Annotated in this window: 17 protein-coding genes; 16 read left to right on the top strand and 1 reads right to left on the bottom strand. The window is 59.4% G+C overall.

What is annotated here, in order from left to right; translation table 11 throughout:
* Positions 1–35 precede the first annotated feature (35 nt).
* From H8K11_15690 to H8K11_15705, 4 genes are read left to right on the top strand one after another with little or no spacing between them, the layout of a single operon-like run.
* A complete protein-coding gene (locus tag H8K11_15690; protein ID MCS6265195.1) occupies positions 36–593 on the top strand; it encodes a hemerythrin domain-containing protein in 558 nt (185 codons plus the stop codon).
* A gap of 18 nt (positions 594–611) precedes the next feature.
* Positions 612–1,712: a hypothetical protein gene (locus tag H8K11_15695; protein ID MCS6265196.1), complete on the top strand. Its 1,101-nt coding sequence runs from the start codon at positions 612–614 to the stop codon at positions 1,710–1,712.
* 48 nt (positions 1,713–1,760) lie between these two features.
* Positions 1,761–2,084 (top strand): metal-sulfur cluster assembly factor, encoded by a 324-nt coding sequence (locus H8K11_15700; protein ID MCS6265197.1) that lies wholly within the window; start codon positions 1,761–1,763, stop codon positions 2,082–2,084.
* 60 nt (positions 2,085–2,144) lie between these two features.
* Positions 2,145–3,404: an RNA polymerase sigma factor gene (locus H8K11_15705; GenBank protein ID MCS6265198.1), complete on the top strand. Its 1,260-nt coding sequence runs from the start codon at positions 2,145–2,147 to the stop codon at positions 3,402–3,404.
* Between the two features lie 240 nt (positions 3,405–3,644).
* Here H8K11_15705 and H8K11_15710 read toward each other — a convergent pair whose 3' ends face one another.
* Complete coding sequence (locus H8K11_15710; protein MCS6265199.1) at positions 3,645–4,010, bottom strand: VOC family protein; 366 nt, start codon at positions 4,008–4,010, stop codon at positions 3,645–3,647.
* Positions 4,011–4,220: 210 nt separating this feature from the next.
* Between H8K11_15710 and H8K11_15715 the strand changes: the two genes are divergently transcribed.
* From H8K11_15715 to H8K11_15770, 12 genes are all read left to right on the top strand, one after another.
* On the top strand, positions 4,221–4,634 hold the full coding sequence (locus H8K11_15715; protein MCS6265200.1) for a VOC family protein: 414 nt from the start codon (positions 4,221–4,223) through the stop codon (positions 4,632–4,634).
* Positions 4,635–4,668: 34 nt separating this feature from the next.
* The gene (locus H8K11_15720; protein MCS6265201.1) at positions 4,669–5,025 is read left to right on the top strand and encodes a YciI family protein; all 357 of its coding nucleotides are present in this window, start codon (positions 4,669–4,671) and stop codon (positions 5,023–5,025) included.
* A gap of 50 nt (positions 5,026–5,075) precedes the next feature.
* Positions 5,076–5,435 (top strand): YciI family protein, encoded by a 360-nt coding sequence (locus H8K11_15725; GenBank protein ID MCS6265202.1) that lies wholly within the window; start codon positions 5,076–5,078, stop codon positions 5,433–5,435.
* Positions 5,436–5,567: 132 nt separating this feature from the next.
* On the top strand, positions 5,568–6,749 hold the full coding sequence (locus H8K11_15730; GenBank protein MCS6265203.1) for an exo-alpha-sialidase: 1,182 nt from the start codon (positions 5,568–5,570) through the stop codon (positions 6,747–6,749).
* 259 nt (positions 6,750–7,008) lie between these two features.
* Positions 7,009–7,305 (top strand): MoaD/ThiS family protein, encoded by a 297-nt coding sequence (locus tag H8K11_15735; protein ID MCS6265204.1) that lies wholly within the window; start codon positions 7,009–7,011, stop codon positions 7,303–7,305.
* A gap of 170 nt (positions 7,306–7,475) precedes the next feature.
* Entirely contained in the window at positions 7,476–7,961 is a 486-nt protein-coding gene (locus H8K11_15740) for a VOC family protein (GenBank protein ID MCS6265205.1), read from the top strand.
* Between the two features lie 466 nt (positions 7,962–8,427).
* Positions 8,428–8,856 carry a YciI family protein gene (locus tag H8K11_15745; GenBank protein ID MCS6265206.1) on the top strand — a complete coding sequence of 143 codons (429 nt, stop codon included), beginning with the start codon at positions 8,428–8,430 and terminating at the stop codon, positions 8,854–8,856.
* Between the two features lie 192 nt (positions 8,857–9,048).
* Positions 9,049–9,648, top strand: coding sequence for a DUF1579 domain-containing protein (locus H8K11_15750; GenBank protein MCS6265207.1), 600 nt, complete (start codon positions 9,049–9,051; stop codon positions 9,646–9,648).
* Between the two features lie 340 nt (positions 9,649–9,988).
* Positions 9,989–10,423, top strand: coding sequence for a hypothetical protein (locus H8K11_15755; protein MCS6265208.1), 435 nt, complete (start codon positions 9,989–9,991; stop codon positions 10,421–10,423).
* Positions 10,424–10,894: 471 nt separating this feature from the next.
* The gene (locus H8K11_15760) at positions 10,895–12,085 is read left to right on the top strand and encodes an efflux RND transporter periplasmic adaptor subunit (protein ID MCS6265209.1); all 1,191 of its coding nucleotides are present in this window, start codon (positions 10,895–10,897) and stop codon (positions 12,083–12,085) included.
* Complete coding sequence (locus H8K11_15765) at positions 12,082–15,261, top strand: multidrug efflux RND transporter permease subunit (GenBank protein MCS6265210.1); 3,180 nt, start codon at positions 12,082–12,084, stop codon at positions 15,259–15,261. The genes H8K11_15760 and H8K11_15765 overlap by 4 nt, the downstream gene beginning before the upstream one ends.
* Positions 15,254–16,690, top strand: a complete 1,437-nt coding sequence (locus H8K11_15770) for an efflux transporter outer membrane subunit (protein MCS6265211.1) — start codon at positions 15,254–15,256, stop codon at positions 16,688–16,690. Before H8K11_15765 ends, H8K11_15770 begins: the two co-directional genes overlap by 8 nt.
* Positions 16,691–16,693 lie beyond the last annotated feature (3 nt).

Raw genomic sequence — 16,693 nt, forward strand, 5'->3', positions numbered from 1 at the left:
TGGGGGAAAGAGGGCGACATGACGGGAGCCGGGGCATGAGCCAGGAGGACAGTGAGGCAGGCCCTCTCGCGCGATTCCTCGCCGAAGACCATCGACGGCTCGACGCGTTGCTGCAATCGGTTCTAGAGCAACAGACCCGGGTCAATCGCGAGGCCTACGATCAATTCCGCGCCGGATTGCTTCGACACATCGGCATGGAGGAGAAGATTCTGTTCCCTGCCGTCCAGCAATGGCGTGGCGGCACACCGCTTCCAATTACCGCCAAGCTTCGACTCGATCACGGCGCGTTGGCTACGTTGCTCATGCCCACTCCCACCCCTGCGATCCTGGCGACCATCCGGCGCCTGCTCACAGACCACAATCTGCTGGAAGAAGGCCCGGGTGGTGTCTACGATCTCTGCGATCAGCTGGCAGGCTCCGATGCCGAGTCACTGCTGAAGGCCTTGCGCGCCGCCCCCTCGGTTGCCGTGATGTCCCATTCCGACAGCCCTGCGGTGATGACCACGCTGCGCCGCACGTTGGAGCGCGCCGGTTATCGCATGGACGCGGACATCGGTAGAGATGTGCCGGTGACTCCGGCCCCGGAATCCTGACAGAAAGTCCACGCGCCTATGGTTGTCCGACATCCTCACCGTCTTCCGCTCCTAGCCCTGGGGATGCTCGCGTTGCTCACCGGACTCTGGGCAGGGCTCGCGCGGCTCGGGTGGGATGTGCCGCTCCCGCGGTCTGGATTTTCGTCGTTGCATGGGCCGCTCATGGTGTCCGGCTTTCTGGGTACGCTGATCAGCTTGGAGCGTGCGGTGGCTCTTGGCCGGCCCTGGGCCTATGCCGCCCCGCTATTGACCGGACTCGGTGCCGTGGGCTTAATCGTCGGGGCTCCACTTCTTGCGGCGCAAGGGTTAATCCTTGCCGGCAGCTTTGGGCTGGTGGCGATCTTTGCGGCGATCATTCGACGGCACCCGGCGCTGTACACGTTCACCATGGGGGGCGGGGCAATTGTCTGGGCTCTCGGCAATCTGCTCTGGTGTCTCGGGTGGCCCGTCTTTCTGGTCGTCTTCTGGTGGGCGGCGTTTCTCGTGGTGACCATTGCCGGTGAACGCCTGGAGCTGGCCCGGTTGCAGCAAGTGAGCGGGGCCGCGCAGACGACGCTTCTGCTGCTGCTCGGCATTCTGCTCACGGGGCTGTTGCTCCTGGGCTGGTCGTTTGACGGGGGCGTTCGTCTGTTCGGGTTGGGGCTGGCGGGTCTTGCTGCATGGTTGGGAAGCCATGACATTGCCAGACGAACCGTCAAGCAAACAGGGCTGACGCGGTTCATCGCCATCTGTCTGTTGACCGGCTATGTCTGGCTCGGCATCAGCGGATTGTCGGCCATGTGGTTCGGAGGTGTTCCCGTCGGTCCGCGGTACGACGCGACGCTGCATGCCTTTTTTCTCGGGTTTGTCTTCGCGATGATCTTCGCACATGCCCCGATCATCTTTCCGGCCGTGCTCGGCGCGAGGATGGCCTATCGGCCGCTGTTCTATGCGCATGTGGTCCTGTTGCAAGTCACTCTGGCCGTGCGTCTCATCGGTGATGCGGCAGGGTGGAGCGCCGGTCGTCAGGTCGGCGGCCTGCTCAATGCTGTGACGCTGCTCCTGTTTCTCGTGAACACAGTGTCGGCGCTACAGAGTCCCCCGGAGCGAGCAGGGACAGCGCAAGGCCGGGGGGCGTGATGTGTGCAAACTGCAGACGGCGGCTTCGCCGGTGAAAGGACCAGTTGAATGACGACGGAGCATCACGGTGCAGCGTCCGATCCACGAGTGCTCGAGGCCCTGCGGCAGGTGGTTGATCCCGAGTTAGGGATCAACATCGTGGATCTGGGATTGGTGTACGGCAGCGAGGTGCGGGACGGTCAGGTTCATGTGGCCATGACGATGACGACGCCCGCCTGCCCGATGGAAGAGCTGTTGATGGAGATGGTGCATGCGGCGATTCTGCGCGAGTTACCGGAGGCGCGTTCAGTGGAAGTGGATCTCGTGTGGGAGCCCGCCTGGAAGCCGGAGATGATGAGTCCGTCCGCCAAGGCGCAGTTGGGCCGGACGTGAAGATGAGCGAGCGGACGCGAAAGGCTGTTTAAGTTTGCTTGGCTGAGAGGCACCCGGACCGTGAGTGAGGAGCAATCCAGGCAGGTGCGCGAGTTAGTGGAGTCGGTGTACCGCTCGGACTCCCGCCAGGTGCTCGCCACCTTGATTCGTCTGCTCGGGGACTTCGATACGGCTGAAGAGGCCCTGCACGAGGCCTTTGCCGTGGCCGTGGAGCAGTGGGCGCGAGATGGAGTACCGGCCAATCCGAGGGCGTGGCTCGTCTCGACCGGCCGCTTCAAGGCCATCGACGGGATGCGACGGCGCGCCCGCTTCGACGCATCCCTGACGGATCTTGCCAGACACCTCGAGCTCAGCACGAGCGATCCCGAAGGCTGGAACGACGAGGCGGTCGAGGACGACCGCCTGCGACTGATCTTTACCTGCTGCCATCCGGCCTTGTCGCCCGAGACGCAAGTGGTGATGACGTTACGCGAGGTCTGCGGACTCACGACCGATGAGATTGCGCGCGCATTTCTCAGCAAGCCTGCCACCATCGCGCAACGCATCGTGCGGGCTAAAGGCAAGATCCGTGACGCCCGCATTCCCTACGAGGTGCCCTCGGCGACCGATTTGCCTGACCGGCTGGATGCGGTGTTGCGGGTCGTGTACCTCGTCTTCAATGAGGGCTACAGTGCCTCATCGGGAGAGTCACTCACGCGGCACGATCTGTCCGGGGAGGCGATTCGATTGGGGCGACTGTTGATCGGGTTGCTGCCGGAGCCCGAAGCTCTGGGACTCCTGGCGGTGATGTTGCTGCACGACTCACGCCGCGTGGCGCGCACCTCGCCGACCGGCGATCTGATTCTCCTGGAGCAGCAGGATCGTTCGTTGTGGAACCGGACGCAAATTGTCGAAGGAACGGCCTTGGTAGAGCGGGCGCTCGAGTCGCGTCAGGTCGGTCCCTACACCATTCAGGCCGCGATTGCGGCCGTGCATGCCGAGGCCCCCGACGCCGCATCGACCGATTGGGCGCAGATCGTCGGTCTCTATGATTTGTTGGTGCAGGCTGAGTCGTCAGCCGTGGTTGAGCTGAACCGGGCGGTGGCTGTGGCGATGCGCGACGGCCCAGCGGTGGGGCTGGTCTTGGTCGATGCGATTCTCTCCCGCGGCGAACTCGTAAACTATCACCTGGCGCATGCAACCCGTGCCGACCTGTGCCGGCGGCTCGGGCGAACCGCAGAAGCCCAAGCCTCCTACGAGCGAGCCTTGAGCCTCACGCAGCAAGAGCCGGAGCGCAGGTTTCTGGCGCGACGCCTGGCCGAATTAAGCGAAGTCGTCTAGGAGCCTGTCCGACATGACCGTTCGGCTGCGGCAAACGATCCACGATCATCTGCGTCGTTCTCGGCCCGGAAAAATCCTCAACGTATTTCAGCGAATACGCTTCCGGTTTTTCCAGGCCTGCGGCCTCGCATCTGGTCGCGCCTCCTTGGCCTCGCTACGAAGGCCATGTCGGACAGGCTCCTAGTACAGCACTAGAAATCATGGCGGTTACAAGAGTGTCTCCGGTCGCCGACTCTCTCGTCAGGATTTCCGCCGATGGATAATGATGGAATTCCCGTCCGGGTCGGAGACGATCGCCATGTGGCAAACGGGTGTCTCCAGCGGTTCAAGCCGGAACGGGCATCCGTTTGTCTTGAGCCGCGCGATCGCGGCAGTGAAATCATCCACTTCGAGACCGACCGATCCGCCGCCCGGGGACGGTTTCCAATCCGGTGCGCCGTTCCCGATGCCGAGCGTGTTCGACCCGATGTCGTATTCGACGAACCCCTTGTCTCCCTCGCCGAAAAACCGTGCTTCCTTCAGTCCCAGCAGGCCCTCATAAAACTGTCGCGCTCGGCGGAGGTCGGTAACCGGATAACAGGTAAAGGCGATGTCGGTGACCTTCATGTCGATCCTTTCTTCGATTGATCGGCGTCAGCTTATGCTGCACTTCGGCGGCCGTGCTTGCAAGGGCTGTGGGCTAGGTAGCGTCCGAGTGGTTACAACTCCTAACGAGTCGAAAGTATAGGCGAATCACTCGCTTGTTGTGCCATGTCGATTTTGCCCGATTCCGACGACTAACTTGTGTAACGGGGTGGCGAACATAAGGAGGAAATGATGGCGACAAGGACGAAGAAGCGGGCGGTGAAGAAGCCACAGGCGGCGGCCAGTATCGTCTGGTTTGAGGTGCCCGCCGACGATCTCGATCGGGCGAAGAAGTTTTATGGATCGTTGTTCGGCTGGAACTTTGCGAAGATTCCGGCGGCCATCGACGACTACTGGCACATCGATACCGGTGGAAAAGATGCGACGCCGGACGGCGGTTTGATGCCACGCCTGTATCCGGAGCAATCCATTACCAACTATGTGGGCGTGCCGTCGGTGACGATGGCGATGAAGAAGGTCGAGAAACTGGGTGGGGCCATTTGCAAGCCCAAGACGGCGGTGCCGGGCATGGGCTATTTCGCGATCTGTCAGGATACGGAGGGTAATACCTTTGCCCTATGGGAGATGAACGAGCGCGCTCAGTGAGACTGCCGCAGAAGGAATGGAGAAAGGGGTGGTCATGAAATATCTCTGCCTGGTCTATGTCGAAGAAAAGACGTTGAATGCCATGACCCGGGATGAGCGGGTCGCATTGTCGGATGAATCCATGGCCTACTGTGATGGGCTGCAAAAAAACGGTCAACTTCTTGGGGCGTCACCCCTCCATCCGGTCGAGACCGCGACGACGGTGCGGGTACGGGACGGAAAAGTCTCTACGACCGACGGGCCCTTCGCAGAAACGAAGGAACAGTTGGGCGGGTACCTGTTGATCGATGTCCGGGACCTCAACGACGCCGTCCGGATCGCCTCGAAGTTTCCTGCCGCTCAGTACGGCAGTATCGAAGTGCGGCCGATTAAAGAGGGCGGTTGTGCCTGACGGTTCAGACGACTGAGGCAACGGATTGACGAACCTTGTGGAGGCGCTGCATGAAATTCATCTTGTTGGTGCATCACGACGAAACGGCATTCGAGAAGATGAACGACGAGACAAAGAAGGGCCTACTGACGGAGTCGATCGGGCTCTGCCACCAATTGGATGCGAAGGGGAAATACGTGCATGCCTCTCCGGTTCACCCGGCTGCCACGGCGACCCTCGTACGGGTGCGGGACGGTCGTTCGCTGGTGACCGATGGTCCCTTCATCGAAACGCGGGAGCAGATGGCGGGCTATTTTCTCATCGAGGCGAAGGATCGTGATGAAGCCGTTGCGATCGCTGCCAAGGTGCCCGGAGCGCGAATCGGGACGGTTGAGGTGCGACAAGTGAGGGAGATCACTGGATTGCCGTGAACAAGGTGCTGAGAGCTAATGGCTTCTGGTGCAGAGCCTATAGCTCGGCCAAGCAGAATTGCGGCACTATTGGCGACACGCCATAAGCTTTTGTGTGGCGCGAGAGATGCGCGCCTATGAAAGGAGTCGGATATGAGCCGGGTACGGGTACTTGTCGGGACGAAGAAAGGCGCGTTCATCCTCACATCGGATGGCACGCGGAAACAGTGGGATGTGCAGGGGCCCTACTTCGGTGGCTGGGAGATGTACCACCTGAAAGCGTCGCCTGCCGATCCGAATCGATTGTATGCTTCGCAGACCAGCAGCTGGTTCGGACAGGTGATTCAGCGTTCGGATGACGGCGGTAAAACCTGGAACCCGCCGGGCACCAAACCGGAGGATTTGATGGGGACGGATGGAATGCCCAACGGCGCCAGTAACATGTTCGTCTATGACGCGTCGGCGGAAACCGGCAAGCCGCTGACCACTCACCAGCATTACGACGGCACGCAGCGACCCTGGGAGTTCAAACGCATCTGGCACCTGGAACCCTCGCTGACCGATCCGGACACGGTCTACGCCGGTGCGGAGGACGCCGCAATCTTCAAATCGTCGGATGGGGGAAAAACCTGGAATGAGCTGCCGGGGCTGCGCAGCGCGAAGGGCCATCTCTGGCAACCCGGCGCCGGAGGCATGTGCCTGCACACCATTCTGTTGGATCAAAGCCAGCCCGATCGCATGTACATCGCCATCTCTGCGGCGGGCGCCTTCCGCACGGACGATGGCGGCAAGACCTGGAAGCCGATTAATCGCGGGCTAAAGTCGCAATATGAGCTGCCGGATCCGGATGCCGAAGTCGGCCACTGTGTGCATCGCATTGCCATGCATCCGTCGCGGCCGAACGTGCTGTTCATGCAGAAGCATTGGGACGTCCTTCGCAGCGACGATGCCGGCGACTCGTGGCACGAGGTCAGCGGCAACCTGCCGAGCGATTTCGGGTTTCCGATCGCGGTGCATGCCCATGAACCGAATACGGTGTATGTGGTGCCGATCAAGAGCGATTCAGAACATTATCCGCCGGAGGGGAAACTCCGGGTGTATCGCAGCAAGACCGGCGGCCATGAATGGGAGGCACTCACGAAGGGTCTGCCGCAACAGGATTGTTATGTGAACATTCTGCGCGACGCGATGGCGGTGGATCAGCTTGAGCCCTGCGGCCTCTATTTCGGGACGACCGGCGGACAGGTCTACGCATCTCGCGACGGCGGTGACAGTTGGACGGCGATTGTGCGGGATTTGCCGGGGGTGCTGTCCGTAGAGGTACAAGCGCTCTAACGTCTGCTGAAAATGGCCGCCAGCGGCGTTCTCAGTCGCGACTCTCACTGCGACGTACCCCGAGGGTACGCCTCATTCGCGTCGCTCCCTGCGGCCTTGCTGGACGACCATTTTGAGCAGCCTCGTGATTGCGTACGATGGTTGAGCCGCTGGAGGGGCGCTAACAGCTGCTCACTTTGTCTGCGAGATAGGAACCACGAGAGACGAGATACGCTTCACGAGATACGTGTCCCAAGACACGAGAAGCGAGAGACAAACTATGGTTCGAATCATATTGCCCGCACATTTGCGGACGTTGGCGCGTGTGACGGGTGAAGTGGCGTTGGATGTGACTGCTCCGGTGACGCAGCGAGCGGTGCTCGATGCGCTTGAGGCACGATACCCCATGTTACGGGGAACCATTCGCGACCATGTGACGCACAAGCGGCGGCCGTTCATTCGGTTCTTTGCCTGCGAGCAGGATCTGTCGCACGAGTCGGCTGATGTCCCCCTCCCGGACACAGTGGCATCCGGGACCGAGCCGTTCTTGATCGTCGGGGCAATGGCGGGCGGGTAAGCAGGCTGTTGAAACTAGCCGCCAGCGGCGTTCTCACCTCGGAAGCGTCCTCACCGTAGCCTCGGGGCTACGCCTCCGGTGCTTCCATCGGTTGCGGCCTTGCTGGCCGACTAGTTTGAACAGCCTGGACATGCTGTTCTGGACAATCGGCATATAGCGTGAGGAGTGCCATGCAAAAGATAGCGCCATGTTTGTGGTTCGACGATCAGGCCGAAGAGGCAGCGAAGTTTTATGTGGCGACCTTCAAGAAGGCCAAGCTCGGTCCCATCACCTACTATGGAGAGGCCAGTGCGACGGTTTCGGGAAGACCGAAGGGTTCGGTGATGACCGTGGCATTCGAAATCGATGGGCAGGAGTTTCTGGCCTTGAACGGTGGTCCCATCTTTCAATTCACCGAGGCGGTGTCGTTGATGGTGAAGTGCGAGACGCAGGAAGAGATCGATCACATGTGGGAGGCCCTGTCCCGAGGCGGAGAACAGGGACAATGCGGGTGGCTCAAAGACACGTACGGCCTGTCGTGGCAGATCGTGGTGCCGCAGTGGGATGAGATGTTGCGTGGCAAGGATGCCGCGCGCTCGGAGCGGGTCATGGCGGCGATTCTCAGCATGACTAAGCCGGATCTGCAGTGCGTTCAACGGGCCTATGAGGGCCGATGACGGCAAACACGGCAGGAAGGCACAGTTGAGAACCTAGGAGCCTGTCCGCGTCATGCCGTTCTGCTGCGACGAATGATCTGCCGGCATCTGCCTCGTTCTCAGCCCGTAAGAATGCTCAACGTATTCAGCGAATACGCTTCCGGTTTTTTCGAGCCTGCGGCCTCGCATCCGCCGGCAACTCCCTCGTCTCGCTACGAAGGATTACTCGGACAGGCTCCTAGCCAGGACAATTCATGAATGCCTGCTCCGGCGTCCGATCCTCTCGCCCGGCAGGCGGTTCTCGTTCGGCCTCACGTGCGAGAAGCCTCGGCGGGCTTCCGTCTCGAACGCCTCCCGACGGTATTCATGAATAATCCGGGCTCGCACCCTGTCGATTCTCGCTTGTGCGGGCGACTAATGGGTAGATGGAGGCCGGCGCGGGAAGAGGCCGTCCCAGAACCATTTCACCAATGAAGGAGTGTGCCCCATGCGATTTGTCGTATTCGTGAAAGCCACCAAAAATTCAGAGGCGGGGGTGATGCCGAGCCAGGAGTTGCTGGCCGCCATGATGAAATATAACGAGGAACTGGTACAGGCCGGAGTGATGCTCGGAGGGGAGGGACTTCACCCGAGTTCGAAGGGTGTCCGTGTGAAGTTTTCGGGGAGTCAGCGGATCGTCACCGAAGGGCCGTTCATTGAGACGAATGAGATCGTCGCGGGCTATTGGTTGTGGCAATGTCAATCCAAAGCAGAAGCCATCGAGTGGGTCAAGCGCTGTCCCAGTCCGATGCCGGGCGAAGAATCTGAGATCGAAATCCGTCCCTTGTTCGAGGCCGACGATTTTGGAGCCGAGTTGACTCCTGAGCTCAGAGAGCGGGAAGAGCGGCTGCGGGCGCAGGCCGCCGGCAAGAAGTAGGAACGTCATGGGGGCTCTTGCAGTATGGATAAGACGGTCGGCAAAGATTTCGAGGATGGCCTGGCTTCCCTCAAGGCGGTGGTCAAGAAATATCAACGCCGGGGTATTGTCAGGCTTGATCTGATCGTATGAGGCGAGCATAGTTCTAGAAGAAGATACTCAACCCATCTCAGTCAGACTCAGGAGGCCATTATGCGATACATCACGGTGACACTGGTTGCGCTTGCGTTGGTCATGAGCGCCTCGATTGGTGAGGCCAAAGAAAAGAAGCATGACAAACCAATGGATCCGCAGGCGATGATGGAGCTCTGGCAGAAATTGGCCCAGCCCGGTGAGCCGCATAAGACGTTTGCCGGCTTGGCCGGAAGTTGGACGACGACGACCAAGGAATGGATGGAACCGGGTAAACCGCCCACGGAAGCGAGCGGGACCGCTGAGATGAAGATGCTGCTGGACGGACGTTTTCTCTATCAGGAGTTCAAGAGCCAGATGATGGGGCAGCCCTTTTCCGGAATCGGGATCGATGCCTATGACAACGTGCGCAAAAAATATGTGACCGCCTGGATGGACACCATGGGAACCGGCATCTTCATCATGGAAGGCACGGCAAGTGCGGACGGGAAGACGATCACGCTGAAGGGGTCTCATCCCGAACCGGGCGGCGGGCAGATGCATCATCGCGCAGTCTGGAAGTTGGTGGACAGCAATACGCAGACGTTCGAGATGTATGGAAACCACGGGCACGGCAAGGAAGAAAAAATGATGGAGATCACCTATACCCGTAAGCCGTAAGGTGCACTCTCCTCGATCGTCTTGCGTGACGTGTGAACATCGAGGGGTGGGAACAGAGTCAGGGCGTGGATGCAGTGACCTGGGCGTAGCCGTTGAGTGGCTAGCAGGTTGGTGGCAAACTACACACTCAGAGAAGAAATGTGGGAACCAGCATTGTCACAGACTTTCCCGAATCCGCTGCAGGCTGTTGAGGAAGGCGGTCCAGCAAGGCCGCAGGGAGCGAGGCGAATGAGGCGTACCCTCGGGGTACGTCGCAGTGAGAGTCGCGACTGAGAACGCCGCTGGCCGACTTTATCAGCAGCCGGCTAGTGAGTCATCAATTCTTCGAAAGGAGGCCGTTATGCAACGGACGATCGGATTCCTCGCGATGGCGCTCATTCTGACAAGCTTGAGCGGCTGTAGTTATCTCTTTTACCCGCGAGCCGGCGACTACGCCACGCAGGCGAAAGGGGCGAACGGTCTCGAGACCATGACGAACCTCACCAGTGTGATGGAGGCGACCGCCTCCAAGGCGAAGGGTGGGAAGGGCGTCGACACCGCCTTCGATGATCTCCACAATCAGTTCCATGCCTTGAGTGATTCGTTCTGCGGTGTGACGGATGCGCAAAGCAACACACCGGCCTATGCGTTGGCGGTGACGCATAAGAAGGAACTTAGTGCGATTTTCAAACGGCTGTGGAAGTTCAAAGACGATCAGCCTCAACGAGACCAGCATCTTGAATTGCTGGCTGCTGAGTTGAAAGAGCTTCGCGAGACGTTGCAGACGATCAAGTAAGGTTTGTTGCAGCGCAGGTGACGGCAGCCGATTCCGGACCAAGGTCCGACGAATCATCGTGCAGTCTGGACGGCTTAGGATGACATCATCGGAACCGTCGTGACCTGCGGCACGCGTGGGCATGGTCAAGGAGAGGCTGTCGCCGATGGCCTCGACCAGGACGTCACGCGTGAGCGTCTTCAATCAGGCCACATGAATGGGGCCGAAGCCAGGCGTCGGGAACAGGGGCTTCGCGCCCCTTTTCCATGATGTGCATCTCCGTCCACATGTAACCTCCCCGGGCAGTGCACCCCTCAAGGTTCGCGCTGTGCATTCGTCGACTATAGGGAGCGCGCTGCGTTCGGTTGGCCTATGGCTCGTGGTTGAGCCCGGGGTGCCTTCGCTCCGTTGCTTACACCGGAGCCAACCAGTAAGATGGGGTTGCGTCCGCATCCCGTGAACTGCGTATTCAGCTTTTATCAGGGAGTGAGCATGGCCAGGCGACCCCGACTTTCCACCATAGCCTCGATCCTGTTCGGGTGTTTTGCGTTGTCATGGCTTGCGAGCTGTAAGCAGGAGGTCGGTTCTCCCCAGCCTCCTCCGGTACCTGAGGTCGGGATTGTCGTGGCGACGGCGCAGGACGTGCCCGATGAGCCGGAGTTCATCGGACAGTCGGAGTCATCGCGGCCGGTGGAAATCAGATCGCAGGTCACTGGAATTCTCAAAGAGTGGTTCTTTAAGGAAGGCCGCGACGTCAAGCAAGGCGACCGCCTCTATCAGATCGACCCGGTGCCCTTTCATGCCGCAATGTTGAGCGCGAAGGCGAAAGTCGCTCAGGCGGAGGCGCGACTGGTGCAGGCCAAGCAGAATCTAGCCCGGGTGAAGCCCTTGTTGGCCGAGCAGGCCGTGAGTACAAAAGATGTCGATGATGCGGTGGCCGAGGAGATGGCGGCGAAAGCGAACCTCGAAGGCGCCAAGGCGGAACTGGTCAAAGCCAAGTTCGATCTCGACAACACGCTGATCGTGGCGCCCATCAGCGGCATGATCGAGCGGACGCGCGTATATGAAGGACGACTTGTGTCGGCCCAGACCGATCTCCTGACGATCATTCAGCAGGTCGATCCCATGTATGTGATCGTCAGCGCACCGGAAAGTTTTCTGTTGAAGCGGCAGCGCGACAATACGGCCAAACGGATTCAGCACCCCGGCGTCTATCAATTGCGCGGCGTCCTGACTTTCGCAGACGGGACCACCTACGGTCAGGAGGGCGTGTTGGATCTGCTCGATGTCGGACTCAAAACCGATACGGGATCTCGGCAGGCCCGGGTGGTGTTTCCCAATCACGATCGCGTGCTGCTGCCGGGACAGTTTGTCCGGGTTCGCTTCAAAGGAACGGTCAAGAAGGGGGCGATCCTGGTTCCTCAACGCGCTGTGCAACAAGGTGCGAGGGGATCGATTGTGTTTGTCGTTGGGAATGAGGATAAGGTCGAAATGCGAGAAGTGCAGGCCACCAGCTGGCAAGGCGATCAGTGGCTTGTTGAACAGGGATTACAAGTCGGAGACCGCATCATCGTGGAAGGGCTCCATAAGATCGCGCCCGGGGCGCCGGTGAAACCCGTTCCGCTTGCCGCTCCCGCTACCGTTCCGTCTGCCGATAAGCCGCAGCCGGAGCCTGCTTCATGATCTCGCATTTTTTTATCGACCGCCCAATTTTCGCTTCGGTGCTCTCCATCATGATCATGGTGGTTGGCCTGGTGTCTCTCCAGGCGCTACCGATCGCCCAATTCCCTGAAATTACACCTCCCGTCGTTCAAATCGAAGCCGACTACCCGGGTGCCAATGCGGAGATCGTGGCCGACTCTGTGGCGCGCCCCATCGAGGTCCAACTGCCCGGGATCGACAATCTGCTGTACTACGACTCCACCAGTACCAACGACGGCCACATGACGATCAAGTTGACCTTTGAGATCGGCACCGATGTGGATATTGCCCAGGTGCAGACGCAGAATCGGGTCAAACTTGCCGAGCCGCAGTTGCCGCCGGAGGTTGTGCGTCAAGGTATCACCATCAATAAAGTCTCTCCCGATCTGTTGGCGGTGGTGGCGCTCAGTTCCGTGGATCCGACGCATGACACGGTGTACTTATCGAACTATGCGATTCTCCGTGTACTCGACAATGTGAAGCGGTTGCGCGGAGTCGGAAATGCGCTGGTGTTCGGCTCTCAGAACTATTCGATGCGGCTGGTCCTGGATCCGATCAGGATGGCCCAACTCAGCTTGACCCCGACGGACATCGTTAATGTTGTTCGCGAGCAGAACCGGGATTTCCCGGCCGGGACGATCGGGCGTGAACCGGCCCTGAAGGGCACTGAGCTCACGATTCCCGTCATCACGCAGGGTCGGTTGACGGAGGTGAAGGAGTTCGAGGAGCTGATCGTCCGTGCCATGCCGAATGGATCGATGATCCGTGTGAAGGACGTCGCCCGCGTCGAGCTGGGCGCACAATCGTATACGCTGGAAGGGCGTTGGAACGGCAAGCCGAACGTGTTTTTGCTCACCTTCCTGTCGCCCGGCGCTAATGCGCTCGAAACGGTGAAGCGGGTTCGGGCTGAACTGGCCGAGGTCTCCAAGAGTTTTCCCACGGGCGTGTCCTACGATATTCCGTACGACACCACACGCTTCATCGATGTCTCCATCAAAGAAGTGGTGAAGACTTTGATGGAGGCCATGGTGCTGGTCATTCTGGTGGTGTACCTCTTCCTCCAGAGTTGGCGTGCAACCCTGATCCCCGGTGTGGCGGTGCCGGTTTCTCTCATCGGGACGTTCGCCGGTATGCAGGCGCTGGGTTTCTCGATCAATACCCTGACTTTGTTCGGTATGGTGTTGGTGATCGGTATTGTGGTGGACGACGCGATCGTCGTGGTGGAGAATTGCGAACGGCATATGTCCCAAGGAGGGCTTTCCCCCAAAGCTGCCGCCAAGCGGGCGATGGAGGAGGTGACGGGGCCGGTTATTGCGATTGTGTTGGTGCTGTGTGCGGTATTCGTGCCGGTCGGATTCCTGGGCGGCATCACCGGCGAATTGTACAAGCAGTTTGCGATTACGATTTCGATTGCCGTCATTATTTCCGGCTTTGTCGCACTGACGCTCAGTCCCGCGCTCTGCGCCCTCGTCCTGAAACCCGGCGAGGAGCGGCACAGTGGATTTTTCGGTTTCTTCAACCGAGCCTTTTCGTGGATGCAGGGACGGTACATCTCGACAGTCGGTGTGGCGTTGACCAGGCGCGTGCTGTCGATGGCGGTCTTCGGGGGCCTGCTCGTCGGTGTGTTCATGTTATTCAAGGTCATCCCGGGCAGTTTCTTGCCGGAAGAAGACCAGGGCTATTTCATCACGATCGTGCAGTTGCCGGACGGCGCATCCAAGCAACGGACCGATGCGGTGCTGAGCAAGATCGAGAGTTACTTCCTGGCAAAGCCGGAGATCCATTCAACCGATACCCTCTCCGGCCAGAATTTCGTGTTCAGTACGCGAGGGCCGAATGCCGCCACGATGTTCGTGCCCCTGAAGCATTGGGACGAGCGCAAGGCGCCGCATCAACATGTGAAATCCGTGATCGGCGCGGCATTCGCTGAATTTGCGAAGATCCCCGAGGCGCTCGTTCTGGCCTTCAACGCGCCGTCGATTCGAGGGCTCGGCGCTACGGGCGGGTTTACCTTGCAACTCCAGGATCCGAGCAGCGGCGACTTTAATAGATTCTCCGCCGCAGCCCAGGAGTTTATCGGCAAGGCACGACAGAATCCGGCAATCGGCGCCATCGGCACGAGTTTCCGGGTCAGTGCCCCGCGCATTGTTGCCAAGGTGAATCGCGAGCGGGCGAAAGCGTTGGGCGTGCCGATTTCAGAAATTTTCGATACGATGCAGGCCTACTTCGGCAACTTTTACATCAATGACTTTATCAAGTATGGGCGCGTCTATCGCGTCCAGACAGAGGCCGATGCTCAGTATCGCTCCACGCCGAAGGATGTGTCCAAGATTTATGTGCGGGCGACCGGTCCTCAAGGCACCACCATGATTCCATTGGACACCGTGGTGGACACGGATTTCTCCAGCGGACCCGACCCGGTGACCCATTTCAACGGCTACAATACTGCGTTGGTGCTGGGATCGGCTGCTCCTGGGTACAGCTCCGGCCAGGTGTTGGACGCGCTCGAACAGGTCGCGGGAGAGGTGCTGATCCCGAAGGGGTATGGGATCGATTGGAGCGGCATCTCCTATCAGGAACGAATGGTCGGCAGCCAGTCGATGTATGCGTTCGCGTTTGGATTGTTAATGGTGTTTTTGGTGTTGGCTGCGCAGTATGAAAGCTGGGTGGTGCCGTTTGCGGTGATCCTAGCCGTGCCGCTCGGTCTATTTGGCGCTCTGAGTGCCGTGTGGCTGAAGGGGATGACCAATGATATCTATTTTCAGATCGGGCTGGTGACGCTGATCGGACTTTCGGCAAAAAACGCTATTTTGATTGTGGAGTTCGCCAACAAACAGTACGAAGACGGCCAGCCTTTGTTAAAGGCGACGATGGAAGCGGCAAAGCTCCGGTTTCGCCCGATCGTCATGACGTCGATGGCATTCATTCTCGGCGTGGTACCTCTGGTTATTGCCACCGGCGCCGGCGCTGCCAGCCGGAACTCCATCGGCACTGGGGTGTTCGGCGGGATGTTGGCGGCCACTTTTCTGGCTATCTTTTTCGTGCCATTATTCTTTGTGCTGATCCGTTCGTTGAGTCGCCGCTTGAAAAAGCAGACTTCTCCGGCACAGGATGCACCGGACGATCCCGAAAAGGAGCGCGACTATCAACATGCGTAGACTGGCCCTGGTTCTTTCCTCGACTCTTCTGACGGCTTGTGCTGTTGGTCCAGACTTCACCAAACCTGACGCGACGACTCCGGATGCCTTCCGCATGGCGGAGGCAGGTGGGAATGTTGCATCAATCGCGAATACGCCCTGGTGGGAGCTGCTCAAGGATCAAGAGCTTCAACGGCTGATTCGTACGGCACTGGAAGAAAATAAAGACCTCCAGCGCGCAGCGGCGGCGGTGGAAGAGTTTCAGGCGCGCTTGTTTATCGCGAAGACCGATTTCGCCCCGCAGATGAATGTCACGTCGAATGCACCGCTGTTCGGTCGGAAGACCAATTTCTTGTTTCCCGGCTTCCCCAATCCCTTCAACTACTACTTGCAGGGAAATTTGTCCTGGGAGATCGACATCTGGGGACGTATTCGTCGATCCAACGAGGCCGCGCGTGGTGATCTGTTGTCTCGGGAGGAGAATCGGCGCGCCATTGTGTTGCAGTTGGTGAGTGGTGTTGCGGAGGCGTACTTCGAACTGTTGCAGTTCGATATGCAGTTCGACATTGCGCGGCGTACGCTCAAGTCTTGGGAGGAGTCCGTCAGGATCGCTCAGGCGCGATTGCGGCAGGGAATGATTTCCAAGCTCGATGCCGATCAATTCGAGGCTGAACGGGCTAATGCTGCGGCCAAGGCGGCGGAGTTCGAACGTCAGAAGGTACAGAAGGAAAATCAACTCAGTGTGCTGCTGGGCCGGAATCCAGGCCGGATTGCCCGTGGGCATTCCTTGACGGAGCAGGTGATGCCGCCGGACGTGCCTCCCGGCCTTCCTTCTGAATTGTTGCAGCGACGTCCTGACATTCTGCAGGCGGAGCAGGATCTTGCCGCCGCCACCGCTCGCATCGGGGTGGCAAAAGCTGATCGCTTTCCGAAGCTCAGTATCACCGGCATCCTGGGTGTGGCGAGTCCGCATTTGTCTCGATTAGTGGCCAATGAAACCGCGTTCGGTGTCGCGGGGCCAGGCTTCGCCGGACCATTGTTGAATGCTCAGATTCTCGGTTTTCAACAGAAAGCTGCCGAAGCGCAAGCGCGACAAGCCGTGGCTCAATATGAGCAGTCGGTGTTGGTCGCGTTCAAGGAAGTGGAGGATTCGCTGGTCGCAGTGAGCACGGTTCGTGAGCAGCGCACGGCACAGTTGCAGCAGGTCGACGCGTTGCGTTCAGCGTTGAGTCTTGCCAATCTTCGTTACAAGGGTGGTCTGGCAAATTACCTGGATGTGCTGATCGCGCAGCGCAATCTGTTTGAGGCTGAGCTGGCGCTGATGGGAACCCATCGTCTCCATCTCGTCTCTATCGTTCAATTGTACAAGGCTCTTGGCGGTGGCTGGACCCCGGAAGGGCAGCCGCCGGTTCAGGCCCTGCCCGTGGTCTCTACACAGGAAAAGCGATAGTGA

Source organism: Nitrospira sp. (genome assembly GCA_024998565.1).
GTDB lineage: Bacteria > Nitrospirota > Nitrospiria > Nitrospirales > Nitrospiraceae > Nitrospira_A.